We start from the raw sequence: 24,700 nt of genomic DNA on the forward strand, positions 1-24,700 counted from the left end.
AGGAGACTTTGGAGATGCCTGATTTTACGATAGCTTTGCAGTCGTTCAGCGATAAATACCGCTATAAATATTTAGCCTTGTACCATGCACTCCGTGACGCTATTCATAACGGGACGCTTGCGGAAGGAACGCGGCTGCCGGCCACCCGCGAGCTGGCGGCGATGTACGGCCTGTCGCGCGGGAGCGTCTCCCAGGCTTACGATATGCTGCACGCGGAAGGCTACGTCCGCACGATCGTGGGCAGCGGGACGTTCGTTACCGGGATGCTCGCGCCTCGGCAGGAGACCTCGGATCGCAAGGCGCAGGTTGTTTTGTCGCCATGGGGGCGGCGGGTGGTGTCAGTGATGGACAGGACCGGGAACCAAAGGGACGCCAGGCTTGACGGCGGGACGGCGGGGGACGGCGACGGCGACGGCCGTTTCCCGGGCGCGGCGGCCGCAGCCGTGGCTTCGCCGGAGCCGGCCGGCGTGATCTCTTACCGCGACGGCGGGCCGTGGGAAGCGCTGTTCCCGGCCGCCGAGTGGAAAAGCGCGCTCGCCTGGGCGGCGCGCGGCAAGTCCGGCGGCGCGGGCGGCGACGGCGGCAGCGACGCGGGCGTGAGCGGGGCGTACGGAGCGTACGGGGCGTGCGGGTCCGGCGCGGCCGGAGCTGGCGGAAGCCGCGCCGACACAAAGCGTGCGGGCCTGGACCGCGCTGATCCGGGCGGCGCGGCCGGGGAGAGCGCTGATCCCGGCCGCACTGGCGCGGACCCGCTCGGCGAGCTGGAGCTGCGCCAGGCGATCGCCGCACATTTGCGGCGCAGCCGGGGCATCTCGGCAGATGCGGAGCAAATCTGCCTGTTCAACGGCTCGATGCAGGCGATAACGCTGCTGACCCAGCTGCTGCTGGGGGAAGGCGAACCGGCGGTGCTGGAAGATCCGTGTTACTACGGGATCGCCCGGGCGGTCGCCGCCTGCGGAGGCGTGGCCGTCCCGGCGCAGCTGGACGGCCACGGCATCGTGCCGCGCGATTGGGACGCGCGGCTGCTGTTTGTGACGCCGGGGCGGCAGTTCCCGACCGGCGCCGTGCTCTCCCACGCCCGGCGGCGCGAGCTGCTGAAATGGGCGTCGCGGCGGAACGCGGTCATCGTCGAGGACGACTATGACAGCGAGTTCCGCTGGGGCGGCCGCCCGCTGGAGCCGCTGAAGGCGCTGGACCAGGAGGAGCGCGTCATTTACATCGGCTCCTTCTCCAAGACGATGTTCGCCGCTCTGCGGATCGGCTATGCGGTGCTCCCGCGCAGCCTGGTGCGGGCGCTGGCGAGCGCCAAGGCGCTCTACGAGCCGGCGCCCCCGGCGCGGCTGGAGCAGCGGGCGCTGGCCCGGTTCATGCGAACGGGCGGCTATGACCGCCATCTGCGCCGGATGCGGCGTTATTACGGCGCCAAGCAGGAAGTGTTCCGCACCCGGCTGGAAAGCGAACTGGGCGGCCTGTTCCGGCTCCAGCCGGCCGACGCCGGGCTGCTGATGTACGCGCTTTGGCGGAAGTCGCCGGAGGAATACCGCGCTTTTCAGGCCGCGGCGACCCGGCGGGGCGTGTTGTTCCGCGACGCCGCCATCTACCGGTTGACCCCGGGCGAGCCGGCCGCTTGCTTTTGTTTTGCCCATTTGGACGAGGAAGCGCTGCTCGAAGGGGTGAACCGCATGAAAGCGGCGTGGATAGATATTCAAGTGAACGGGAATTAAGGGTATAATAAGAGAATAAACATTCATTTTGAAGGATTTTTTTTTCGGGAGGGAAGGACATGCTTCACGTTTCACCGTCTTCGTTTATATTGAAGCCGGCTTTTGCCAAAATCGTATGCGAGCCCGGTTGGAAATGGCACAAGCGGGAAAAACCGCTGGATAATTACGACCTGTTTTACGTTTGGAGCGGCGAAGGAACGGTTGTCCTGAACGACCAGCCGATTCCCGTCAGCAAAGGAAGCTGCTTCCTGTTCCGGAAAGGGGATCATACGAGCGCCACGCATAATCCGCAGCGTCCGCTTGTCCTCACGTATATCCATTTCGACGTCAGTGAACCGGTGACCGAAGTGCCGGGACCTTACCGCGTGCTAGAAGATACCCTCGATTTTGAATACATGCTGTCACGTTATGTCCGCCTGTTTCTGGTAAAGGCTTACGCCGCCGAAGAGGAGGCGCGGCTCATCCTTAAACAGCTGCTCATTCAGTTGCTGCGCGAGGAGCGCCAGGTGCCGATGGAGAAAAAAGTCAGCAACCAGCTGCATGAGGTGATCCACGAGGTCGCCAACTACGTGCTCCAGCATCCTGGCTTGCCCCACAAAGTGCAGGACCTGGCGGCGCGCGCCGGGTTGTCCCCGCGTTATTTTTCGATCAAGTTCAAGGAAATCATCGGGATGTCCGTTCAATCGTACATCATCAAATCGCGGATCGACCGCGCCCAGCACCTGCTGCTGCATGCCGGCATGAACGTCACGGAGGTGGCCGACGCTCTCGGATACCGGGACATTTTCTTTTTCAGCCGCCAATTCAAGCAGTATACCGGCAAAAGTCCGTCGGAAATCAGATAATGAAAGCGACCCGGTTGCCTTAAGGATTTTTAAGGTATGCCGGGTTCTTTGCTATTTTTGCCGGATAATGCCGCCATTCGCTTTGAAGGCCTTGTCCGGTCTCTTGTCCGCGAACCTTCTTAAGATTAATTTAAGGTTGGCGACAGGGGGATGTAAGGATAGTCAGGTATGCTGATAAAAGAACTAGTAGAATGATCCGGAAATAGTATGGCTTATCTGCGGACAGGGGCCATGGATCACTTTGTTCTATATTAGTCTTGTGCTCAGGAGATGGCGTCCCCATAAAATAGAGGAACTTTAGGGTCTTATTTTCCGAAGTTGAGCCTATTTATCACCATAGGGGAACTTTTGGGTCTTATTTTTCGATGAATAGGTCGAAAGGCGGCCTTTCGCCACTAAATCATGAAACTAGCGCCATAAAATTCCTCTAATTCACGCAACATGGGGGACATCGGCTGAAATAGCGCCCTTTTTTTTCTTTATGTTGTCACCCGAGATCTTCAATAGATTATTTTGTCGTTTTCTCAAGTCTTCACTTGCCATTATGCTGACGTTATTTCCAGAATCGTCTACTAGAAAGAACGTGACCTTTATTCATAAAAGGAATGACATGATCATATGAAATCGCTTTGGAAGTTTGCCCTGCAATTTTTGCTGGCCCATATCGTTAGCGATTTAACCTATAGGCAGCTCGCTTTTTTTCGGCATCCACTCAATAATACATCCATACCCGGGTTCATATTTAAAACCACGCTCGATATGATATTATTTGTGATCGTTGCTGCCGTTGTTTTTATCGGGACCGAGAAAATCCGGCAGATGATCAAATGTCTCAATTAACCAATGAGCCTCAAACTGGAACAGTTATCGAAACAATACGGCTCAAAGCAGGTATTGGCCATCTCGCCTTTATCCTGTGCGTGCTGTGGTTATGCATCGGCTTAGTCAAAATCATCCTCTTTGTACGCTGCCTGCAGCATTAATCCGCGTCCTTGGGAGGCGTCTTCACCTTGGCGCCCGCGGCTGCAAAGCTTCCGAGCGGCTCGCCCATCCGGATCTTCCGTCCCGGTGCGAGCCCCGGCAGCGGGGCAAATGTGCCGTTTTGGGTCAGCAGCACCACGGTGGAGCCGAATTCGAAATAGGCGAGATCGTCTCCCTGGTTCCAGCTTTTCGCCCGTTCGTCGGTATATTTGATGCTGCTGACGTTCATCGCCCCGACTTTGACGAGCGCCACCTCTCCATGCTCATGGGAAATATACGTAATCAGCCGCTCGTTCCGGCATAACACCTTTTTTATATGGCGCATGCCGAAGTCGTTAACCGGATATACCCGGCCTTTGATATGCTCGCTTTCCAGCTTTTTGCCGGTGACGGGGGCATGGATGCGATGATATTCGGTCGGGCTCAAATATAGCACAAAAGCATAGCCATGCTTATACGATTCGATGCGCGGGGAACGGTTGAGCAGTTCCTCAACGGAGTAATCCTGGCCTTTCACGTTTAGAATCGTGCCGGAGCGGATTTCCCCCATAAACGTAATCAGCGCGTCCACGGGGCTGACCATGCCGCCCTGCTCCGCATGAACCGGACGCATGCCCGGCTTTAATTTGCGGGTAAAAAATTCGTTGAGCGTCCGGTATTCCCGCAGTTCTTTTTCCGCTTCATGCAGTGGAATTGCGTACGATTTTGCGAACAAAGGGATCAACAGCCGGCTGATTTCCGAATGGGAAAACTTTCCCATCAGCCTGCAAACCGATTTGCGGGAGGACAATTCCGTCATCCACTTCATCCATGCTGCCGCCAAGAAAGCAACCTCCTAATCTTGATGTGCCGCTTCCGCTTATCTTGACACAGAACGGGGACGAAATCAATATGAAAGCGGTTTCTCCCGCGCATTGAAACTTGAAAGTTTAAAATTTGTTCTTGATGCTTGAAAACGGTTGGTGTATGTTAAAGACAATCGCATACGATACGGGGGCTTGAGTGAATCAGGCTGAGATGGCAGCATATTCCGCTGCGGACCGTTAATCTGATCTGGATAATGCCAGCGTAGAGAATCGAATGTCCGGGATATACCTGCGTACATACCCGTGACCTGAGCGCCGCCTGAGCTTATTCTGGCGGTTTTTTGTCGTTTGCGAAAAATATATTTTTCGAAAAGGGGAGAAAAACATGCAAGAAGCAGCAACAAAACAAAGCGGCCGCGGGCTGAAGCTGAGCGATCTGCTGGTGACCGTGCTCGTGTCGGTCGTGCTTGGCGTAGTTTATCATTTCTGGAGCTCGGTGTATAACTTGTTCTCGCCGCTGTTTCCGCAGGCCGATGAAATCGTCTACGGAATGTGGTTTCTGGCTCCGACGCTCGTATTTTTGCTGATCCGCAAACCGGGGGTGGCGCTGATCGCGGAAGTGGCCGCGGCCCATGTGGAAATTTTGTTCGGCAGCGAATGGGGCGTTCAGCTTGTGCTGTACAGTGTGCTGCAAGGCTTGGGGGCGGAGCTCGTATTCGCGGCTTTCCGGTACCGAAAATTTTCCGGTTCCGTCGCCGCTTTGGCCGGCATCGGGGCTGCGGTAGGCTCCATCATTCCGGATATTTATTACGGATACGTGCAGGACTATGAAACCTGGCTGCTGATCGCCAAATACGCGATGCGGGCCGTCAGCTCCGCGCTGATCGCCGGCTACTTCGCTTACGGGCTGGCCAAAGCCGTGGAGGCCACGGGCGTGACCACCCTGCTGCGCCCCGTCGATCCCAAAGATTATGCGGCGCTGGATGATTAACCATGGAAACGGCCGTTGAAGTTTGCGATCTTAGGCTGAAATTTCCGGGGGAGACGCGGTTTGTGTTTAAGGATTTGAGCTTTCGGGCTTTTCGCGGGGAAAAAGTGCTCCTGCTCGGCCCCAGCGGGAGCGGGAAATCCACGCTTCTCCAGGTGCTGTCGGGGATTATCCCGCGGCTTGTGGAGGTTCCGATGCGCTGTGCGTCGCAGCGTTTGCCCCGCTCCTGGGGCTATGTGTTTCAGGATCCCGATACCCAGTTTTGCATGCCTTTTGTGGATGAGGAGCTGGCTTTTACGCTGGAAAACCTGGGGGTTCCCCGGCCGGAAATGACCGCCCGGATGGAGGCGGTGCTGGAGGACGTCGGGCTGCGTTTGCCCGAGCTGCACATGCCGATCCAGGCCCTGTCGCAAGGGATGAAGCAGCGGCTCGCTTTGGCTTCGGTGCTGCTCGGCGATCCGGAGGTTTTGCTGCTCGACGAGCCTTCCGCGCTGCTTGATCCCGAAGGGCGCGAGCAGATTTGGCAGTCCGTCAGCCGCATTGCCGAGGGCCGCACGCTGATCATCGTCGAACACCGGATCGAGGAAATTCTCGGGCTCGGACTCGTCGACCGGGTCGCGTTGTTCGGACCGGACGGCCGCCTGCTGGGCCAGGGATCGCCGGAGACGATTTTTGCGGAGTTCCGGCGGGAGTTAAAGGAGTTCGGCATCTGGTATCCCGGGGTTTGGACGGAGTTTCTGGCCGCGCCGGAGGGGCGGCGCCTGCTGGAGCCGGTGCCGGCTTTGGCGCGGAGCGGGGATGGCGGCGGTTCCTCCGCCGGGCCGCCGGGCGCTCCCTTGGGCACTCCCTCGAGCGCTCCGTTCTCGGCGGCCGCGTTCTCCGGCCCAATCCCCGCCCTCGCGCCGCTTGTCGAACTTAAAGGATTTCGCGGGCTGAGGATGGGGAGGCCGGTTATAGAAGTCGAACATGCTGCGGTGATGCCCGGCGATTTTATCGCCGTCACAGGACCGAACGGCGCGGGAAAAAGCTCGCTGCTGCTCAGCCTGATGGGACTGCTGAAAACGGAGGGCGAATACTTTCTGCGGGGCGTTCCGATGCAAGGGGGCAAGGTCGGCCGCCGCGTCCGCCGGCGCCAGATGGAGCGGGCGGCGCAGGAAATCGGCTTCGTTTTTCAAAACCCGGAATTTCAATTTGTCGCCGACCGGGTGGACGAGGAAGCCGCTTTTTCGCTTAGGGAAGGCGGGCTTTCTGCGGCCGGAATTCGCGGGCGTACGGCGCGGATTTTGCGGCAGTTCGGCCTGGAAGGGTACGAGGGGCGGCATCCCTACCAGCTGTCGCTGGGGCAAAAACGGCGGCTTAGCGTCGCCAGCGCGGCCGTGCGCGAGCAGCCGCTGCTGCTGCTCGACGAACCGACCTTTGGCCAGGATGCCGCAAACGCGTTTGCGATCCTTTTGTTATGCGAAGAGCTGCGGCGGCGCGGGACGGCGATCGTGATGGTCACGCACGAGGAGTGGATTGCCGCCACGGCAGCGACACAGCGCTGGGAAGTGCGGGAAGGGCGCCTGGTCTCCCGCTCCTACACGGAACGCGGGGCGGCAATGGCCGCGATTACGGCGGAGCCGGGAGGAACGGGCCTGTCCGAATCGGCCGGCTCCTGCGCTTCATCCGCCCCCGGCCGAGCCGCCTCCGGCTCCGCCCCAAAGGCGGTGACCCTGCGATGAAGCCGCTGTTGGCCCCCAAAACGAAAGGCTGGCTGCACCGGGCCAACCCGGCCTGCAAGCTGGCGCTGTTCGTTTTGCTGTTTCTGGTGACCTTGTTTACGCACCGTCCCGATTTCATGTTTTATCAAGCCGTATTGTTTACGCTGCTCCTGTTTCTGCTGAGCGGATACGAGCCGTGGAAAATCGCGCTGCTTGTCCTGCCCTTTCTGCTCATCTTCATTTCGTCTTCCTCTACGATGATTTTGTTCGGCAAAGGCGAGCACGAATGGTGGTCCTGGGGCCTCATTCGCATTTCGGAGGAGAGTTTTTACCGCGGCGTTCACATCGGGCTTAAGTCGGTAACCTTTGCGGCGGAAGGCTTGCTTTTCGTGCTGACCACCTCGTCCGTCGCCCTGTTTTACTCGCTGATGCAGCAGGTTAAGCTTGCGCCCAAATATGCTTACAGCTTTATGGCTTCCGTGCGGCTGCTCCCGATGGTCTGGGAGGAGCTGCAGATCCGCCGGAGCGCCCTGCGCATCCGCGGCGTGCGCACGCCGCGGGGACCGCGGGGCTGGGCCAAGCTGGCCCGGCTTTACGCGGTGCCGCTGCTCTCGCAAAGCATCCGCCGGGCGCACCGCGTGGCCGTGGCCATGGAGGCCAAAGATTTCGACGGCAGCCGGCCGCGCACTTATTATTACCGCTTCGCTTATTCGCGGTATGACCTGCTGGCGCTGCTCGTCATAGGCGCTGCCGTGGCGGCCGCCTTCGCGCTTTCACGGACGTATCCGCTGTTCGGCATTGCCGATGTCAGGTGAGCAAGGACGATCATAAGGCTTTTTCCTGCGGCAGCTTTGGCGCGGCCGGCCGCCCTTGCGGATGATCGAGCAGGTATCTTGCGTAAGACATCGGCTGACGGTACGTGTTTTTCCATATCTCGGTCAACCCGGCTTTGCGGAATCCGTAACGTTGGTCGCGTCCGTTGCATTCAATAAAGTAGGGACGCCCGCTCATGGTGAGGCCGATGTCGAGACCCAGATCGGCAAGCAGGGGCAACTGCTTGCCGAGATAACGGCTGATCGCCAGCGCCAGCGCCTCTGCATGGGCGAGGGCCGCGGAGGCTGAATGCGGGGACAAAACATGGACCAGCAGCTCTGCCGCCGGAATCACTTCCCCTCCCTTGGCGATGTTGCACAGAAAACTGCCTTTGCGGGCCACCTTGGCGAACAGCCCCGTGACGGCCCATTCGCCGAGCCCGCCGCGTTGGACGGTAACGCGCAAATCTATCGGACGGGAGTCGTATTCCGCCAGCGGAATGCGCTCCTGAACGAGGTAAGGGGTCTGCTGCAGCAAGCGCCGCGTCCAGAGCGGCAAGTCTCCTTGGGGAAGCTTGGCGGTTCGCCATTCATTTTTTTTGTCTTTGGACGCATAGATCAGTTCCCAGCTTTGCTCATTGCGGCGCAGCCGCATGATTCCGTATCCGACGGAACCGCGTATCGGCTTAAGCATCAGGTCGGAATATCTGGACATCATGGCGCGCAGTGCGGCCGGCTTGGCCGGAGCGGCCTCGGGCAAATAGCCGCGCAGATGCGGAGCGTTCCACAGCAGCCGGTGGATGACATCTTTGCCATAACGGTTGTTGACGTTGAAAATCGCGATGCCCCGGGAGATCAGGTTGCGGATCTGTTGGTGCGCTGCAGGCTCGGGATACAAGGCCCGGTTATGAATGACCGGCGGCAGGGGAAGGTCGGTGATCACGTATTCTTTGCCATTCGATACGTAGCCGGAGCAGGTTCCCCGGAACAGGTCGATATCGCCCAAGCGGAGAAAGCAGGGAATCAGGCCGTGTTCCCGGGCCGCCTCTTCATAATTGGAGATCGACTCCTGGCCGGTTTTTCGCTGCGGAATTCCCCGGAACATCCCGGAGTTCAGCAGTATTCCTACATAGTCCTGCTTCAAAGGTAGTTCCTCCTCCCTTGCTTCTTCCTCTAATCTATGTTGTCCCGTTCAAAAAGAGTGGACGACTGTTCTGCGTCAGCCGCCTGTTTTCGGGCAGGCTTCCCGAAACCCCGCTTTCTGGCCGGCAGTCACATTTACCGGGCGGGTATCGTATATTTAGGGTAGCGAAAGGAAGGAGGGGATCGTTCATGGAACGGGAAAAGACAGCGGTGATCACGCCCGGATCGTTCGCCGCGCCTTCAGGCAAAAGCAGTTCGGTGGAACGGATGATTGAAAAAATGGTCCCGCTCGCGGCGGAACATGTAAAAATCCGCATTTTTGGCATGGCGGACGGACATTTGCCTTCCCAGGGCTGGATCGGAAACGTTCCGATTTACCGTTTGCCCGGCGGGCGGCTCTATCTGGAGTCGATTTTGCGCCATTTGCGAAAATGGCGGCCCGGAACCGTTGACGTTCACAATCGGCCGCTGTTTGCTTTTCAGTTAAAAAGCCGCCTGCCGCTGGCCCGGGTGCTGCTTACCCTTCATTCCACCGCGTTTATTTCCCCTTCCTGCCACCCCAAACCCCGCATGCAGCAAATGCTCGAAAGCGTAGACGGGATTGTCGTGGGCAGCGAGTATTTGAAGCAGGAGCTGCTATTCCGCTTCCCCGGTCTTTTCACGCCGATTTGGGTCAATCCGCCGGGCGTCAGCCCGGAGGATTTCGTTCCGCGCTGGACGCCGGACGGAGAAGCGCTGCGCAGGGCGCGGCTGGCCGAAGGCGGGTGGGAAAACCGGAAGGTGGTCCTGTTCGTCGGCCGTCTGCTTCCGGCCAAAGGCGCGCACCATTTGCTGGCCGCGTTTCCGGGCGTGCTGCGTCAGGTGCCCGAAGCCATGCTGATCATCGTGGGCGGCAGTTGTTACGGCGCCAACCGGGAAACGGACTATGTCTGCAAGCTCCAAGCGATGGCGGAGCCCTTTAAGGACCGGGTTGTTTTTTTGCCGTTTACGCCTTATCCCAAAATCGCCGACTGGTACAATACCGCCGATTGCCTGGTCGTTCCGCCTAGCGAAGAAGAAGCGTTCGGCCTGGTCAACATCGAGGCGATGGCCTCGGCCGTGCCGGTCGTAGCGGCCCGTACGGGCGGAAATCCCGAAATCGTCGCGGACGGTTATTCCGGGTTTCTGGTGCCCGCGGCAGGGAGGGTTGGCGAGTTGGCGGACCGGATCATCCGGCTGCTGCAGGATGAAGCGCTGTGCAAAACGATGGGTCTGGCCGGATACGAGCTTGCCCGCAGCCGCTTCCGCTGGCAGCATACGGCCGAGCGGTGGGTCGAGATGATCTGCGCCGGCAGGGTCATTCCGGAAAACGCCCCGCAATGGAAACAGCAGCCTTAGCGGGAAAAAGCTTGATGCAGGTGAACTAGAAAAGACCTGGCCGCCGGCCAGGCTTTTTCTATGATATCGCGTACGTACCGCCGAATAATCGCAAAAGATACAGCTATTGTTCGCAAATGGAGCGGGGCGCTTGTTTAAATGCAAATCCTGCATTTAAACAAGCACGGTTCGCAGGGTCCGGCAATAATGTATGGAAGTAGTTGCCGGAAATGCAATAAAACGTGCTGATGCGCTTGTTCGCGGTAATCTAGTTGTACGTTTTGCTTTTGAGCGGAAATGCAATGTACAAATGTGCGTAAACCCGTATTTTGAAATAGCTCCCTAACCTGTTCTATCTCTGTATCAACGTAGGGGCAACATATAAGGACCCGGCCGCCGGCCGGGGTTTTTCTTGTCTGAAGAGCCGTGATAGCGGCGGAAGCGGCAGGGGCAGAGTGGCAAGTTCGGTCCGGAGGACAGCTGTACGTTTGCCGTTACAACGCCGACAGCATCACATACACTGTTGTATATGCTCCGGTATATCACGATCTGGGAGGAAAGAGACATGGTCAATAAACGCAAAATTCAAGGCCGCCTGAACCGTAAAAAGATTCAGAGCAAGCCGGCGATGCCGCGTTTGGTCAATCATCAGGACCCGATTGTTTCGATCATCATCCCGGCGATGAACGAAAGAGCCACGCTGCGGGACGTTCTGCGCGAAGCCGGACGATTGCATCCCCGCAGCGAAACGATCGTCGTCGCAAACGGCTCGACGGACGGAACGGCGGAGCTGGCCAAAAAAAGCGGAGCCCGCGTGATCCGATCGGCAAAGCCGCTTGGGCACGATGTCGGCAGACGCGTCGGTGCGGAGGCGGCCCGCGGGTCGGTGCTCCTGTTCATCGACGCCGACATGGTCATCCCGGTAAAGGAGCTGCGCCCTTTTGCGGAGGCGGTGTTATCCGGGGTGGACGTGGCGCTGAACGGATATTCCGGTCCGGTTGCCAGCAAAAAGACCCACCCGGTCGTGCTGGCGAAGCATGTACTGAACGGCATGCTGTCGCGAACCGATCTGAAAGGAGCATCATTAACCGCCGTTCCGCATGCTTTAAGCAGGCGGGGGGCGGAACTCATTGGACTTCAAACGCTGGAGATCCCTCCGCTGGCCCAGGCCAAGGCGGTGCTTCTCGGCTTAAACGTGCAGGCCGTCCACACCGTGCCCGTGGGCAGATTAAATCCGGTCAGGGCCCGGCGGCGAGCTGGAGGAAGACGTGAGGATCCGCTGACCTCTCTGGTTGTCGGCGATCATTTGGCGGCCGTGCATTGGCTGACCCTCCAAAAAGGGCCGCGCGGCGGTTACGGCGATCTCGGCCGTATGCGCGGCAGGGTGAGGTGGATGGAATGAATGCGAGAAAACAGGTAAAGCGCCGCCGCAGCCGCACATGGCCCCTGCCGGGACGGACGCGCAAAAGACGCCGCCCTAAACAGGCGCAGCCGGGCCGCGCAGCCGGACGGCCTTCAAGCGGCTATCGCTTTGGCCGCCGCCCTGGCGTTCGGCGGGACGGCCCAGGCCACGCCCAAACCGGCGGGGCGGCCCCTATGGCCGGCGAGAACCACCGGCTGGAGCTGGCGGCAGCGGAAGCGGGGACCCGTGCCGCCATATTGGACGGGGCCCAGGGCCCCGCGAATCCGGAGCGGATGCAGCAGGGCTTTCAAAGCTGGTATCTTGATCATGCCCCGGCAGGTTTGTCCTATCGTGAAATACTGCCGATCGCCCTCGCTTTCCGCAAGGGTTACGCAGACGCATCCGGGCTCGCGGACCCGTGGATTCCACTGCCGATAAAGGAGGGCGCAGCCGCGATCGTCACCGCAAGCAACGAAGAACGAACGCTGCCCGCCGTGTTAGCGGAGCTGCGCAAGCTGCCGCTTAAGGAAATCATCGTCGTGCTTAACGGCTGCAGCGATGGCAGCTTTGCCGCGGTGGAACGGGATCCCCGGGTGACGAAGCTGAATTTTCCGGAGCGGCTGGGTCATGATATTGGACGGGCGATAGGCGCTGCGGCAGCCTCGGAGCCTATTTTGCTGTTTACCGACGGAGATATGGTTTTGCCTGCGGAGGATTTGGCGGCTTTTCTGATCGCCGTCGACCAGGGAATGGACCTCGCGCTGAACAATCTGTCGCCGTATTTGCCTCCGTTTCCGCAGCAGGATGAGGTGACGCGCTGCAAAACGTTCCTGAACCACGCCTTGGGGCGGCCCGATTTGCAAGCCAACTCGCTAACGGCGGTACCGCATGCGATTTCTCGCCGGACGCTGCAGACGGTGGGAGCCGGGGCGTTGATCGTCCCTCCGAAGGCCCAGGCGCTGGCGCTCGCCCGCGGCCTCACGGTCGGCGCTCCGCATTCCGTCGACGTCGTGCGGAAAAACCGGATTCGCAGGGGCAATACCGGGGCCGGAAACGACGTTGCCCAAATGATCATCGGCGACCATATCGAAGCGCTGGGCGCGGTGATGCAGACGGAAGGCGTACGCCTGCGCCATACTACGCTGCCCAGGAACGAGCTGGCGAAAGCGAGGAATGCGCTGTGAGCGGAGGCGGATTAACCAACATTATCATACCGACCTACAACGGGCTGCATTTGCTTCGGCCCTGCGTGGAAGCGATTCGTAGGCATACGGAGGTACCGTATGAAATTATCGTTGTGGATAACGGTTCAGATGACGAAACCGCGCAATTCTGCCTACGGGAAAAGCTTATTTTGGCGGCATTGCCGCGAAACGAAGGTTTTCCGGCTGCCGTGAATCGGGGACTATTGATCGCATCCGGCGAGCAGCTTCTCGTAATGAACAACGACGTCATTGTGGCCCCGGGATGGCTGTCCAATATGCTGGCCGCCCTCGGCAGCGCGGACGATGTCGGCCTGGTCGGCCCGGTGACGAATTACGCCAGCGGCCGGCAGCAGGTCGCCGTCCCTTGGAAGGATCGGGACGATTTCCTCCGGGCCGCCGAGCGGTTCAACCGGTCCGATCCCGGCAAATGGCAGGACGTCCGGCGCCTGGTGGGCATGTGCCTGCTGTTCAAGCGGGAAGTGCTGGACCGGGTAGGGCTGTTGGATGAGCGGTTTTCGCCGGGCCATTATGAAGACGACGACTACTGTTACCGGGCGCGGCGGCAGGGTTACCGGCTGCTGATCTGCGGGGATACGCTGGTCTACCATGCCGGCAGCGCAAGCTTCAGAGCCTGTCATCCGGGAGGATGGAACGGGATCATCGAGCAAAACCGCAAAAAGTTCATCGATAAATGGGGAGTGGATCCCTGGCAGTTTATCTAGCTTATATCACTTTTTTTGGGGAGGAGAGTTCATGAAAGGTGTGATTTTGGCGGGAGGCACAGGAACGCGTTTATACCCGCTGACCCGGTTAATCAACAAGCATCTGCTTCCTGTCGGGAATCATCCGATGGTCTGTTACGGCATAGAACGGCTGCGTCAAGCCGGAATCACCGACATTCTCATAGTCATCGGCAAGCAGTCCGCCGGATTGTACGCGGATTATCTCGGCAGCGGCGAAAATTTTGGCGTAAACCTGACGTATCGCGTACAGGAGTCGGCGGGAGGCATCGCCGAAGCGCTGGAACTCGCCGAAGGATTTATTCCGCCCGGAGACAAATTCGTCGTACTGCTGGGCGATAACTTGTTTTTGGACGATTTGACCCCGTACGTGGAAAAGTTTAAGCAACAACCGCCGGGAAGCGCCCGGGTGATGCTGAAGCCGGTGGACGATCCCCGCAGATACGGCGTTCCGGTGTTCGACGTGGCCGATCCGAGCTTGATCGCCTACATCGAGGAAAAACCGAAAAAGCCGAAATCGAACTTTTCGGTCACCGGCATTTATATGTATGATGATGCCGTTTTCGGGATTATCCGCGGCATCGGCCGGTCGGCCCGCGGCGAGCTTGAGATTACGGACGTCAATAACCGCTATGCCAAGGCGGGCAAGCTGGAATACGACGTCCTTCAGCTGTGGTGGGGGGACGCCGGAACGCCGGAATCGCTGCAGGAGGCAAGCATCCGGATGCGTGGCGTCCTTCCCTGACCGTTATTGGACGCGAAAGGGGCGTTATGAGGATGGCACATCGCGCTCAAAAAGCCGGCCTGTCCCGCAAAACGCGGACAGCGGCGAGAAGAGCGGCGGGGGCGAAGCGCCCCCGCCCTGCCGGAAGGCGCGGCGGCTACGGCCGGTACGCCAGCGGAAAGCGCCGCCGTACCGCCGGACGGGGCAACGCGGCGGCGCGGCGGACGGCGGCGGGCCAGGGTGCTTACGCGCCGCAGCCAGCCAAGGCAACGGCTCCCCCGCCGCCCTCGCCTTCGCCGAAAGCGGCGGCGTCTTTCCCGGCCGTGCCTTTCCCGGCCGCCGAATCGGCGGCCGAGCTTTCCCCCGCTCCCGGATCGGCGGAGTTCGCAACCCGCGAGGAGGCCTATGCCGCCGGGTACCGCGAGGGGCTGTTCGCGGGCGGGGAGGCGAAGCTGGAGCGGCTTATTCCCCGCCATATGATGCTGCCCGAACTGACGGTGGACGATGTCATCGCCGCCGGATTCCATGCCGTCGCCGGGGCGTTGTCCCCTTTGCTGCGGGCTGCCGACGTGTTTGCGGCCGCCGAGCGGGCCCTTAGCGAAGGTCGGCCGCTGTCCATCGTGCGCCTTGGCGACGGCGAAATGCTGACGCTCGCCCATGACACCGTCCTCCCGGTGGAGGAGGCGATGCGCTGGGGCGCTTTTTTGCCCTATGCGGGCGTACAGCTGCCGGATCCGGCCGCGCGCGAGGCGCTTGTCGCCGCCGTCCGCGCCGCCGGCATCATCGGTATCCCCCAATCTCGCCATCCCTCCTATCAGGGCTTGCTGTTTCCGGTGTTTCGCCATTACGGCATCGATTACCGCACGCTGCAGCTCACCACCTCTACGATCAATTACGAGTTGAACGAGGAGGGGTATTTCGCCAGGCTGCTTAAAGGCCGCCGCGTGCTTTTGATCGGCGATAAGGCTTTCGCCCTTGCGAGAGTCTTGAGGCTTTGGGGAGCCGATATTGCCGGCAGCATCGCCCCGGTCAACGGGGTGGGCGACGTGCCGCGGGTAATGGAGCTTGCGCGCGGCATCCCGTTTGACCTTGCCCTCGCCGCCGCAGGAATCGCCGCCGTCATTCTCTGTGAACGCCTCGCTAGAGAGCACGGCAAGGTGACGCTTGACCTTGGGCATCTGGCCAACAAATTGATCAGTGGAGAGGCGGTTATGCCGCCGATTCAGGAGGTGTAGACGCTTGGCGCTCGGAAGAAACCGCAAACCGGGTAAATGCCAGGGGCTAAGCGGCCCCGATGTTAACCGCAAGGAAGACTCCCGGCGCGCTTATGAACACGGGTATGCCGCCGGTTACGCGCACGGGATTGTGGAAGGAAAACGTTCGTTCGGCGCGGGCTTTGAAGGAACGAGCATCATCATACCGACTTACAACCGCAAAGACTTGCTGGCCGAATGCCTGGACCGGATCGAGGCCCATACCGCTCCGCCCTATGAAGTGATCGTCGTGGACAACGGATCGGACGACGGCACGGTAGATGAAGTGCGCCGGCGCCGAAACCGGGTCCGTTTGGCCGTTCATCCGCAAAACCTCGGTTTTGCGCGAGCGGTGAATACGGGGCTGATGATGGCCAAAGGACAAACGATCGTGCTGCTCAACAACGATGTGCTCGTAACTGAGCGCTGGCTGGATCAGCTGCTGGGCTGTCTGAAGCTGACCGGGGCGGCGGCCGTCGGGCCGGTTACGAATTACATCGGCGGTGACCAGCAGATCGACGTGCCCTATGAGGACGTCGCCGAAGTGCCGGCTTTCGCCGCTGCCTATAACGCCCCCGATCCCCGGAAATGGCGGGAGGTAAACCGCCTGGTCGGCTTTTGCCTGCTGTTTCCGCGCAGTACGCTGGAGCAAGCCGGTTATTTTGATGAGGGATATGTTATCGGCAATTATGAGGATGACGATTGGGGGGCCAGACTGCTTTTGCAGGGCAAAAGGATGGTGATGGCCGGCGATACGTTTGTTCACCATTACGGAAGTTCCACGATGAAAGCGCTTGGAGCGCAAGGCTTTGAGCAAGTGAATGCCCGTAATCACGACTATTTTGCCGAAAAGTGGGGGGATCTGCACGGACTTCTCCTTCGCAAACCCGAGTCCCGGACGGGGCACGGGCAGAGGGCGGTTGATTTTTATCCTACGCATACGTACGTAAAAGGGTGGTCCGATACGGTGTATTGGCTGGAGCACGGGGTAAGGCATCCGGTTTCCGCAGCCCTGCCGGGAGTGACGGGGGGCGGCCCGCCCCCGGTCCGTCTGTCGGTTGTCGATCTGCTGCAAATTCCGGTTGGCGCGCCGCAAACCCCGGCGGAACCGCGGGCTGAAGAAACCGCCGGCCTGCCTGAAGGGGCGGTGGCCCGCAGCACCGATGGACGCTTATATCAGATCGACCGCGGCCAGCGGCGGGAAATCATGTCGGAATACGCCTGCCGTGTATGGAATCTGCGCTTTTTTCCGGAAATGGTTCCGTCCCATATTCTGCAGCAATATCCGGCCGGCCTCCCCATTACGCCCCCGCCCCGCATCATCAGCGAAGATTTGTAATGAAGATTTGCAAACTCATCCTGCTTGGAACGTGCAAATCCGTACCGGCATATGCTAATGCAGGGCACAGGCGGGCAGATCCTCGGCTATGTTGAGGATGCGGGTAGCCCATTGATGAGGGAGGAATGAGGGTGGAGCAGAAAATTACGGAGATCATCGCCCATATGTCCCACTCCCACCAGCAAATGGCGCGGGTGATTGACGCTGAACGGCAGGTTGCCGTGCGGATGGCTCAGATCGTGCACGCCATTCCAGATGCCGAACCCGCGTTTGAGGGAACGTCCGGGATTCTTGAAAATGCGGGACGGATCAACAAAAGCGTGATCTCTTATTTAAATGCCATCGCCGATTTGGAAGAGGCTATGGCTGAGAATTTGGGTGTTGTGATTAAGGAAATGAAAAGCCAAGATGAAGAGTGAAGAAGCGCGGGAGCGGGGAATGATGGCATGAGCAGGGAGCAGGCATATCTGAATATGTTGGATGCGGCCGCCAAAATTCAGTGGAATGTCGCGATGATTTTGGAGGCCAAGGCGGTTGAAGCGGAGAAGGTCCGGAATTGGGTACTCAACCACGTGCTGGAAAGCAGCTTTGAGGATCATGAGAAGCAGTTGTCCGACCCGCTTGATGTCCATGATCAGCTCGTGGAAGTGATCGAAGGTTTAACCAAGCTGCAAAACGGGCTGTGCAGCAATTTAAAGAGCTTATTGCCCGAAGAAGAGGAGGATTCCTTGTCCGGGAGCGGCGGCGGGTTCAGCGGCCTGTTTGGCGGCGGTTTTGATATGGAGGATTCCGACAAATGAGATCCGCGCTAAAGGCCGGAGAGGAAGCCAAGCTTCGGCTTATCGATTCCATCAGCCAAAGCCAGCAGGCCATGGCCCGGATCCTTGGCAGCCTGGCCGATGTGACGGAATTGTCCGGCGATACCGCCAGGCATTTGGCTCAAAACGTCGAGAAGCTGACGAAATATCAGGAAGCGATGGCCCGGACCGTCTGCGGGCTGTCCTTCCATTGCGTTTATTATGGAACTCCTTCGTTGCCCTGGATATCGGATTCATGTTTTGCCGCAAAAGATGCCGCCCGAGGAGAACAGGAGGATTGAAGTGATGGCAAAAACGAAAGTCCGGCGCAGCCGCCGGGTCAAATCCGCAGCGCTCAGAAAAGCCCGGTTAAGAAAAAAGCGTAAATTGACGTTAAAGCGGGGGCGGGGAGCCGTCCGCAAACGGGCCCGCAAAAAAACGATCAGGAGAGTGAGCCCTCGGCGTAAAAGGCTGAGACGCCGGCGGCGCGTGGCCGCGCTGCCGCTTCCTCCCGCGCCGGAGCCGGCCCCCGAACCGGCGTCCGAACCAGCGCCGGCGCCGCCTCCAATAACGACTCCGGAAGGAGCAGCCGCTTATGAACAGGCATATAACGGGGCTTATCAGGAAGGGTTTAATGCCGGTTTTGCGCAAGGGTATGAGGATGGACATAAGCTGACTTACAAAAACCAAATTTAAAACGGTGAAGGCTGAGTCTGAACCCCCGCTGCCTGTCTAAGGTAGCGGGGTTTTTTACATTATAGAATTTACAACTCAACTTTCGCAGCAAAAAATCGGCAGACAAGCCTTGAGGCAGCTGGGGCTAAAGTAGCGTGAAGTGGAGGGGCAAAAAGGTGTAGCCGCTCAACCCGCCCATCGTGAGCATAGGAGATCCTTTGTAAAACGTGCCGGTGGCATGATCTCTAAATCGGACAAGCAACTCGACCGCCTTGCTGCGATTTCGCTCAAACATGGAAGCAAGGAGTCATAGAAGAAGCGCCAACGATGTAGAGGCGTCACGATCCGACGGGGTCAGCGGATCTACTTTCTGCACCGTAGCCGTTTCGAGCCGTGTCCCAAATCGACGCCAGGTGAGGGGCTGTCTAAAGGGTCCGTGTCTTGGTGGTGTCCCTGCCTGCTGCCTGCCTTTGCACGATTATCCCCTTCGTTAAGGAGCAGGGAGCAGGGGGTGGGGGCTAGAGCAAGGGTTCCAAAAAAAGAGAGATGAAAAACCAAAAAAGATGAGGAAAAAATAAGGCGGCTTGGGTGAGATTTTTAGCTTGATTAGAGAACGTGTGTTTGCTATAATGAAATAAACGGAACTTATGTTCGTGTATTCTTGATTCGGGGGTGAGCGGGCATGGAAGTCAATACGGGAACGGAACTTCAGCTATTCAGCAGCCGTTTTAACAGCGAGCAGGACTGCATGGAAGCGCTAATCGCGATGAAGTGGCCAAACGGCTTCGTCTGCCCGCGCTGCGCTCACACCCGGTGCAGCCGTCTGACTTCCCGGCATATCCCCTTGTTCGAGTGCGGAAAGTGCAAGCATCAAACATCGCCTTTGGTCGGTACGATTTTTGAAGGAACGCATCTCCCCCTGGTGAAGTGGTTTCAGGCCCTGGAGTTGTTCCTGCTTGAGGGCGGCATCTCGGCGCTGCGGCTGAGCAAGGTGATCCGGGTCGCCTACAAAACAGCCTGGTCGATGCTGCACAAAATACGCCATGCCGTGGGGGAGTTCGATGCCCGGGAACTGCTCTCCGGAGACGTGAAGGTGAACAGCGATCAGTATGGGCGTAATCCGTCCCGGTGTCAGCTTTCGCATCCGTATGCCTCGGCGGTCGTAGCCGGCTGCACGGCAACGGAGTCGGGCGAGCCGGAGCACGTCAAAATCCGCCTGGTGCCGCATAAGCGGGGAGGCGAAAAGAGGGCAAACCGTCACGAACTCGATGCGTTCATCAATGGGCATGTGGATGTCCATACATCGGCGGTACAGTTGTTTCCTCAGGCCTTTCGGCTGTATGCGCCCTTGCGGAAAGTGGTGAGAGAGGCGTGGGAATCGCTGAAGAGTACGTATGGAGCCTTGGGACTGAAGCATCTGCAGGCGTACCTGAACGAATACACCGGACGCCGCCGGCTGCGCCTGTCCGGAGCGGAAGAAACGATGCGGCAGAAGTTACTGCGCATGTGTGTGGCGATTCCGGCGATCCCTTACCGCCGGCTGATCGCGCGCCAACCGAACCAGCCCCTTGCAGCCGCAGCCTGATTGTGGCGCTTGAACGGGTAGGGTTACTTGATGCAAAACAACTTAATTGGGTGTGGATTAGCATGAACAGTACAGGCATTGCTGCAGATGGAAGGGCTCAGGTTACAGCAAAATCACGGTCTTTTCGTTTCCTTCGCGTCTTGTCCTTGATCCCCTGTCTTGATTCCCTTTCGGTATGTTTTACTTCCTTTAAACCTGATTTCTTCTCCTAAGCCCGTTTAAATTATCTCGAACCTATCTGCTTCTCCACAAATATTTTTATCTCCCGAGCTTGTCTTTCTCTCTGCTACCTGATTAAACGGAATAATCGTGCAAAGACTCCGGAAACAAGTGTTGATCTGCCGCCCTTCCCCCCACTTCCTTATCCTCAAGCTTTCAACTCCCTTCCGCGTTTCTTGCCATGATCGGTTTTCGAATTAACCGTTATTTGCGGAAAAACGGAGGTTTGCAAAATGTAACGGCACAGATGACCCTACTTACCTCAAATCTGCCTGGACAAGCCGCCCTCGGGGACATCTGCGCAAAAGTGCAAACGCCAAAATAAGCGAACGCCCGTCGTCCGTATCCGGGAAAAGGCGGATTTTCCCGGGAAAAACGGAATGAGGCTAGGTTATTTCACGGGCGGCATTCGCCAATTTCTAAGGCTTCCGGGTAGTCGTCCATGATGCACGTGTCCCCTCGGCATATATTTATTAAGACCCAGGAATCCCACAAAGATAGGATGAAGAGTTTGATGAACGAGATGGCAAATGCTCCCGGCGAAGCTTATCAGGCCGGATATAATGAGGGATACCGTTTTGGAGGATGCCGGGCCGTTCTGGACCGCATTCCGGCGGTTTCCCGGGAAAAACGCGGCTGGCGCGTACTTTATGTGCCTCAAGGATTTGAGGCGATCGACGGCGGAGTGGCGGCTGCCCTGCAGGAAGCGGTGCACGAGAGCAGGGTCGCATCTCCGGAAACGATGCTGCAGGAGGCGGAGCAGTTCCGACCCGATCTGGTGCTGGTGATGAACGCGCTGCATGTGTTCCCCGCCGATCATGCCGAGCAGATTTCCCGGATCCGCGAGATGGGTATGCGCACGGCCGTCTGGTTCGTCGATGATCCTTATTTTACGGATGATACCCGCAATTTGTCGCTATTTTACGACGTTGTATTCACTCATGAGATGGAATGCGTGTCCCTTTATCGGGACGCCGGCTGCCGGGAGGTTCATTATTTGCCCCTGGCGGCGAATCCGCAGGTGTTCAGACCGGTGCGGACGGGTCCGGAGCATCGGTTTGACGTTTGTTTTATCGGCAACGCCTTTTGGAACCGCGTGGAGCTGTTTGATCATTTAACGGAGTTTTTGCAGGACAAAAAAGTGCTGATCGCCGGAGGGTATTGGGAGCGGCTGACGAATTACGACCGGCTGGCCCGGTTCATTCGTCCCGGCTGGATCCCCCCCGAGGAGACGGTCCCTTACTACAACGGCTCCAAAATCGTCATAAATATTCACCGCCCCACCTTGACGGGGCAGGACAATCGGAACGGCCTGAATATCACGGGAGGGTCCATCAATCCGAGGACGTATGAGATCGCCGCCTGCGGTGCGTTCCAAATCACGGATGTCCGATCCGACTTGACCTCCTATTATCATCCCGGTGACGACATCGAGACGTTTCGCGATGCCGCCGAGCTTAGGGATAAAATCGCGTATTATCTTGAGCGTGAACAGGAGCGTCAGCAGATCGCCTGGCGTGCTCTCTGGACGACGCGGCGCGACCATACATTCGGCGACCGGATCGGACGTCTTCTCGAAGCCGTCTTCGCCGACGGCAGCCGTTAACGATCAAATTTTTGAAGGAGTGACATTATGTTGACAGTACAATCGCCAGAGTCCGTGATCTTTGCCCCTGTAAGCAACCCTGCCGATCCGGCGCAGCTCGGGAGAAGCTCCGGGCTGCAGGACGGATACCACGAAGGATATTTGCGCGGCCGGGCCAGCGTTATCATGCAGCGGGAACGGCCTCCTTTTGCGGTGCGCAACGCCAAGGTGGTATATGTCGCTTCCGGGAAAGGGTTCCCCTATGCTCCGATCGACGAAGCGATTACGGCGACGCTTCGGACATTGGTTACCGAGGTGATCGTTTTCGAGCCGGGGCAGCTTCTCCCGGATCTCGCAAACGCATTGCGACCGGATCTCGTACTCGTGCTCGACGGCATGGAAATGCCGACCGAACAAATCGACGCGGTGCGGGCCATGGGCATTGCCACGGCCGTCTGGTTCACGGACGATCCTTATTATACGGATATGACCGTCGAACTTTCCTCTCATTATGATTTCGTGTTTACACTCGAGCGCAACTGCATCGATTTATACCGCTCGGCCGGCTGCAGCCGCGTGCATTATTTGCCTTTTGCAGCGCATACGGAGCATTACCGTCCAACGCTGACGCCGTCGCCGATCCGCCGGAACCTCAGCTTTATCGGCTCGGCCTACTGGAACAGGGTGACTTACCTGCAGCCGGTGATCGGCGATTTGATGAATTATGGCTTGGTTATAAACGGCATCTGGTGGGATCGCCTGCCGGAATATGCGCAGTATGCCGACCGGATCGAACTCGACAAATGGATGGGGCCGGTGGAAACGGCCGAAGCCTATAGCGGGACGAAAATCGTTCTGAACCTGCACCGCTCTCCGTTCGAGGAATCGGTCAACAACAATACGGCCGGCGTCCAGGCGGTGTCGCCGAATCCGCGGACGTTTGAAATCTCGGCCTGCGGCACGCTGCAGCTGGTGGATGCCCGCGATGATCTGGCGCTTTTTTACGAGCCGGGCAAAGAAATCGAAACGTTCTCTTCCCCTCAAGAGATGCTGGATAAGATCCACTTCTATCTGAACCATGAAAAAGAAAGACGAGAGATAGCGCTGAACGCTCTGGAAAGAACGTACCGCGATCATACGTACGCTAATCGCCTGGACGAAATGCTGCGTCACATTTTCGGATGACGGCAAGGTCCGGGATCTTCATAAACGGAGGTGACGGCGTTGCCGGAGCGAAAAAAGCTGTTTTTGTTCTCGCATGTGAGCAATGTCCGCAACATTACGGGGGCCGAAAAACTGTTGTTGTTTTTGGCCAAGAGGCTGTCCGCCAGCTTTGACTGCACGCTGGTCGTCCCCGGGGAAGGCCGGTTAACCTATTTGGCCCGGCGCAGCGGAATCGGCGTCCTGGTTTGCGATATCCCGCTGCTGTACGGGATGTGCTCCCCATATGAAGGACTGAACCGGGACGCTGAGGGGTTGATGGGCGGCAAGGCCGCCGAGCAGATCGCCGGCCTGCTTGCCGCACATCGGCCGGACGGCGTATTCGTCAATACCTGCGTCAATATCGTCCCGCCGGTCGCGGCCAAACGGCTTGGCATTCCGGTGGTGTGGCATATCACCGAGGTCGTGCGGGATAACGGCTATGCCGAAGAGCCGGTTCGCCTGATCGACTGTTACAGCGACCGGATCGTCGGCATATCCGAAGCGGTGTTAAGCCCCTTCCGCAGGCAGATAGCGGCCGATAAGCTGAACCTGCTGTTCCCTTCCTGGGAGAGTGGGGAGTTTCAGCCCCCCGGGAGTTGGCCGCAGCTGCGGCTGGGCAAACGGCGGGCATGGGGAGTCCGGCCGGAGGAGACGGTGGTTGGGTATATCTCCTCATTTCTCATCCGCGAAAAAGGCCCCGATCATTTTATCCAAGCCGCCCTGGGGTTGGAAAAAGCGTTTCCGCATGCCCGATTCGTCGTCATCGGCGGGGAGGCGGACCGCGCCTTCCACCGTTCTCTGCGCAAGCTGGCGGCTCAGGCGGGAAGCGGCCGCATCGTCTTCGTCGACCACGAGGACAGAATCGAGGCGGCTTACAGCGCCATGGACATTACGGTCATTCCGAGCCTGATCAACGAAGGGTTCGGGATGACCGCGATGGAAGCGATGATCTTCGGCAAACCGGTAGTGGCTTACGCCTCCGGCGGTTTGCAGGAAATTTTAAATGGTACGGGCAACGGGGATTATCTGGTTACGGCCGGGGACATCGCCGGCCTGTCGGCCAAAATATCCGGTTTGCTGGCCTCTCCCGACACGATTGCGGCAGTCGGCCAGGCCAATCGCATTCGGGTGGAGGAGGTTTTTGGCCCGGCCGCCTATATGGGCCGGTTTCACGAGTTTTTGGAGCAGCTGCATCGCCTGACCTCCGCTCCGGGAAATACTCCTGCGGATGGAGACCGGACGGCGGGGGAGGCTTCGCCCCCGGCTGCCGCCGCGGAGGAGGGGGAGCAAGCGGCGCCCCCGCCTTCGCTGTTGCCGGCGGCCGCGGAGCCTGCGCCTTCCGGGCATGGCGCGCCGCCCCGGCCCGCTCCTGGCGCAAAACGCCGTGCACGCCCCGCCAAAGCCAAACGCCGCCCGCGGCCTGCCGGGGTCAAGAAGCGGACGGGCGTTAGCCGTTCCGCCGGCAAGCGCAGGCCGGGTCCGGCGGCGCGAAAACATCGGCGCCGGACCCGGCCCGCGCGTTCCTCCGCGGGAAGCGTTCGTTCGCGGAAGCCCGGGCGGCAGCGCCGGCGTTCCGCTCCCGTACGCCGTCATCCTTAACGATTCTACAACAGGGAGT

General features: G+C 58.9%; 22 protein-coding genes, 1 pseudogene and 1 riboswitch. Of the genes and pseudogenes, 20 read left to right on the forward strand and 3 right to left on the reverse strand.

The annotated features are described in order from the left end of the window. Positions 1–14 precede the first annotated feature (14 nt). Both DYE26_RS30380 and DYE26_RS30385 read left to right on the forward strand, forming a co-directional pair. Positions 15–1,724 carry an aminotransferase-like domain-containing protein gene (locus tag DYE26_RS30380; RefSeq protein ID WP_036620312.1) on the forward strand — a complete coding sequence of 570 codons (1,710 nt, stop codon included), beginning with the start codon at positions 15–17 and terminating at the stop codon, positions 1,722–1,724. A gap of 59 nt (positions 1,725–1,783) precedes the next feature. After that, the gene (locus DYE26_RS30385; protein WP_036620314.1) at positions 1,784–2,569 is read left to right on the forward strand and encodes an AraC family transcriptional regulator; all 786 of its coding nucleotides are present in this window, start codon (positions 1,784–1,786) and stop codon (positions 2,567–2,569) included. 979 nt (positions 2,570–3,548) lie between these two features. Here the strand turns inward: DYE26_RS30385 and asd are convergent. Continuing rightward, entirely contained in the window at positions 3,549–4,373 is an 825-nt protein-coding gene (gene asd, locus DYE26_RS30395) for an archaetidylserine decarboxylase (RefSeq protein WP_051985304.1), read from the reverse strand. Between the two features lie 157 nt (positions 4,374–4,530). Then, positions 4,531–4,642: riboswitch (TPP riboswitch) on the forward strand. A 99-nt stretch (positions 4,643–4,741) separates the two neighbouring features. Between asd and DYE26_RS30400 the strand changes: the two genes are divergently transcribed. From DYE26_RS30400 to DYE26_RS30410, 3 genes are read left to right on the forward strand one after another with little or no spacing between them, the layout of a single operon-like run. Next, positions 4,742–5,347: an ECF transporter S component gene (locus DYE26_RS30400; protein WP_036620318.1), complete on the forward strand. Its 606-nt coding sequence runs from the start codon at positions 4,742–4,744 to the stop codon at positions 5,345–5,347. A 2-nt stretch (positions 5,348–5,349) separates the two neighbouring features. Then, the gene (locus DYE26_RS30405; RefSeq protein ID WP_036620320.1) at positions 5,350–7,065 is read left to right on the forward strand and encodes an ABC transporter ATP-binding protein; all 1,716 of its coding nucleotides are present in this window, start codon (positions 5,350–5,352) and stop codon (positions 7,063–7,065) included. After that, positions 7,062–7,859, forward strand: coding sequence for an energy-coupling factor transporter transmembrane component T family protein (locus DYE26_RS30410; protein WP_036620325.1), 798 nt, complete (start codon positions 7,062–7,064; stop codon positions 7,857–7,859). The genes DYE26_RS30405 and DYE26_RS30410 overlap by 4 nt, the downstream gene beginning before the upstream one ends. Positions 7,860–7,869: 10 nt before the next feature. On the opposite strand, the gene DYE26_RS30415 is transcribed toward DYE26_RS30410, so the two are convergent. Beyond that, positions 7,870–9,000 carry a YheC/YheD family endospore coat-associated protein gene (locus tag DYE26_RS30415; RefSeq protein ID WP_051985305.1) on the reverse strand — a complete coding sequence of 377 codons (1,131 nt, stop codon included), beginning with the start codon at positions 8,998–9,000 and terminating at the stop codon, positions 7,870–7,872. A gap of 188 nt (positions 9,001–9,188) precedes the next feature. Between DYE26_RS30415 and DYE26_RS30420 the strand changes: the two genes are divergently transcribed. From DYE26_RS30420 to DYE26_RS34445, 11 genes are all read left to right on the forward strand, one after another. Next, positions 9,189–10,376 carry a glycosyltransferase family 4 protein gene (locus tag DYE26_RS30420; RefSeq protein WP_036620326.1) on the forward strand — a complete coding sequence of 396 codons (1,188 nt, stop codon included), beginning with the start codon at positions 9,189–9,191 and terminating at the stop codon, positions 10,374–10,376. A gap of 544 nt (positions 10,377–10,920) precedes the next feature. Continuing rightward, positions 10,921–11,757, forward strand: coding sequence for a glycosyltransferase family 2 protein (locus DYE26_RS30425; protein WP_115311356.1), 837 nt, complete (start codon positions 10,921–10,923; stop codon positions 11,755–11,757). Further along, positions 11,754–12,941, forward strand: coding sequence for a glycosyltransferase (locus DYE26_RS30430; protein WP_082207694.1), 1,188 nt, complete (start codon positions 11,754–11,756; stop codon positions 12,939–12,941). The genes DYE26_RS30425 and DYE26_RS30430 overlap by 4 nt, the downstream gene beginning before the upstream one ends. After that, entirely contained in the window at positions 12,938–13,684 is a 747-nt protein-coding gene (locus tag DYE26_RS30435) for a glycosyltransferase family 2 protein (RefSeq protein ID WP_036620327.1), read from the forward strand. Before DYE26_RS30430 ends, DYE26_RS30435 begins: the two co-directional genes overlap by 4 nt. Positions 13,685–13,715: 31 nt before the next feature. Next, the gene (locus DYE26_RS30440) at positions 13,716–14,447 is read left to right on the forward strand and encodes a sugar phosphate nucleotidyltransferase (protein ID WP_036620328.1); all 732 of its coding nucleotides are present in this window, start codon (positions 13,716–13,718) and stop codon (positions 14,445–14,447) included. Positions 14,448–14,479: 32 nt separating this feature from the next. Next, the gene (locus tag DYE26_RS30445) at positions 14,480–15,661 is read left to right on the forward strand and encodes a GT-D fold domain-containing protein (RefSeq protein ID WP_240534103.1); all 1,182 of its coding nucleotides are present in this window, start codon (positions 14,480–14,482) and stop codon (positions 15,659–15,661) included. Between the two features lie 4 nt (positions 15,662–15,665). Next, entirely contained in the window at positions 15,666–17,018 is a 1,353-nt protein-coding gene (locus DYE26_RS30450) for a glycosyltransferase family 2 protein (RefSeq protein WP_082207695.1), read from the forward strand. Positions 17,019–17,149: 131 nt separating this feature from the next. Further along, the gene (locus DYE26_RS30455) at positions 17,150–17,437 is read left to right on the forward strand and encodes a nucleoside-diphosphate sugar epimerase (RefSeq protein WP_082207696.1); all 288 of its coding nucleotides are present in this window, start codon (positions 17,150–17,152) and stop codon (positions 17,435–17,437) included. Between the two features lie 27 nt (positions 17,438–17,464). Continuing rightward, positions 17,465–17,818, forward strand: a complete 354-nt coding sequence (locus DYE26_RS30460; protein ID WP_036620330.1) for an alpha-helical endospore appendage domain-containing protein — start codon at positions 17,465–17,467, stop codon at positions 17,816–17,818. Then, entirely contained in the window at positions 17,815–18,117 is a 303-nt protein-coding gene (locus DYE26_RS30465) for a hypothetical protein (protein ID WP_036620340.1), read from the forward strand. Before DYE26_RS30460 ends, DYE26_RS30465 begins: the two co-directional genes overlap by 4 nt. A 4-nt stretch (positions 18,118–18,121) precedes the next feature. Beyond that, positions 18,122–18,511: a hypothetical protein gene (locus DYE26_RS34445; protein WP_227872930.1), complete on the forward strand. Its 390-nt coding sequence runs from the start codon at positions 18,122–18,124 to the stop codon at positions 18,509–18,511. Between the two features lie 127 nt (positions 18,512–18,638). Here DYE26_RS34445 and DYE26_RS35035 read toward each other — a convergent pair. Beyond that, positions 18,639–18,902: pseudogene (locus DYE26_RS35035) on the reverse strand (IS4 family transposase); the annotation flags it as partial. A 270-nt stretch (positions 18,903–19,172) separates the two neighbouring features. Between DYE26_RS35035 and DYE26_RS30475 the strand changes: the two are divergent. The 4 genes from DYE26_RS30475 to DYE26_RS30490 all read left to right on the forward strand — a co-directional run bounded on the left by DYE26_RS30475 (position 19,173) and on the right by DYE26_RS30490 (position 24,681). Further along, entirely contained in the window at positions 19,173–20,075 is a 903-nt protein-coding gene (locus DYE26_RS30475; RefSeq protein WP_115311357.1) for a transposase, read from the forward strand. A 721-nt stretch (positions 20,076–20,796) separates the two neighbouring features. Beyond that, complete coding sequence (locus DYE26_RS30480) at positions 20,797–21,900, forward strand: CgeB family protein (protein ID WP_036620347.1); 1,104 nt, start codon at positions 20,797–20,799, stop codon at positions 21,898–21,900. 27 nt (positions 21,901–21,927) lie between these two features. Next, positions 21,928–23,064, forward strand: a complete 1,137-nt coding sequence (locus DYE26_RS30485) for a CgeB family protein (RefSeq protein WP_036620349.1) — start codon at positions 21,928–21,930, stop codon at positions 23,062–23,064. A 39-nt stretch (positions 23,065–23,103) separates the two neighbouring features. After that, on the forward strand, positions 23,104–24,681 hold the full coding sequence (locus tag DYE26_RS30490) for a glycosyltransferase family 4 protein (protein WP_051985306.1): 1,578 nt from the start codon (positions 23,104–23,106) through the stop codon (positions 24,679–24,681). The last annotated feature ends 19 nt before the right edge of the window (positions 24,682–24,700 follow it).

Origin of the sequence: Paenibacillus macerans (assembly GCF_900454495.1) — a bacterium.
Taxonomy (GTDB): Bacteria; Bacillota; Bacilli; order Paenibacillales; family Paenibacillaceae; genus Fontibacillus; species Fontibacillus macerans.

Bases quoted from the DNA above. Each gene is read 5' to 3' on its own strand.
- DYE26_RS30380 (WP_036620312.1), top strand. From the start codon at position 15: ATGCCTGATTTTACGATAGCTTTGCAGTCGTTCAGCGATAAATACCGC.
- DYE26_RS30385 (WP_036620314.1), top strand. From the start codon at position 1,784: ATGCTTCACGTTTCACCGTCTTCGTTTATATTGAAGCCGGCTTTTGCC.
- DYE26_RS30400 (WP_036620318.1), top strand. From the start codon at position 4,742: ATGCAAGAAGCAGCAACAAAACAAAGCGGCCGCGGGCTGAAGCTGAGC.
- DYE26_RS30405 (WP_036620320.1), top strand. From the start codon at position 5,350: ATGGAAACGGCCGTTGAAGTTTGCGATCTTAGGCTGAAATTTCCGGGG.
- DYE26_RS30410 (WP_036620325.1), top strand. From the start codon at position 7,062: ATGAAGCCGCTGTTGGCCCCCAAAACGAAAGGCTGGCTGCACCGGGCC.
- DYE26_RS30420 (WP_036620326.1), top strand. From the start codon at position 9,189: ATGGAACGGGAAAAGACAGCGGTGATCACGCCCGGATCGTTCGCCGCG.
- DYE26_RS30425 (WP_115311356.1), top strand. From the start codon at position 10,921: ATGGTCAATAAACGCAAAATTCAAGGCCGCCTGAACCGTAAAAAGATT.
- DYE26_RS30430 (WP_082207694.1), top strand. From the start codon at position 11,754: ATGAATGCGAGAAAACAGGTAAAGCGCCGCCGCAGCCGCACATGGCCC.
- DYE26_RS30440 (WP_036620328.1), top strand. From the start codon at position 13,716: ATGAAAGGTGTGATTTTGGCGGGAGGCACAGGAACGCGTTTATACCCG.
- DYE26_RS30445 (WP_240534103.1), top strand. From the start codon at position 14,480: ATGGCACATCGCGCTCAAAAAGCCGGCCTGTCCCGCAAAACGCGGACA.
- DYE26_RS30460 (WP_036620330.1), top strand. From the start codon at position 17,465: ATGAGCAGGGAGCAGGCATATCTGAATATGTTGGATGCGGCCGCCAAA.
- DYE26_RS30465 (WP_036620340.1), top strand. From the start codon at position 17,815: ATGAGATCCGCGCTAAAGGCCGGAGAGGAAGCCAAGCTTCGGCTTATC.
- DYE26_RS34445 (WP_227872930.1), top strand. From the start codon at position 18,122: ATGGCAAAAACGAAAGTCCGGCGCAGCCGCCGGGTCAAATCCGCAGCG.
- DYE26_RS30475 (WP_115311357.1), top strand. From the start codon at position 19,173: ATGGAAGTCAATACGGGAACGGAACTTCAGCTATTCAGCAGCCGTTTT.
- DYE26_RS30480 (WP_036620347.1), top strand. From the start codon at position 20,797: ATGAAGAGTTTGATGAACGAGATGGCAAATGCTCCCGGCGAAGCTTAT.
- DYE26_RS30485 (WP_036620349.1), top strand. From the start codon at position 21,928: ATGTTGACAGTACAATCGCCAGAGTCCGTGATCTTTGCCCCTGTAAGC.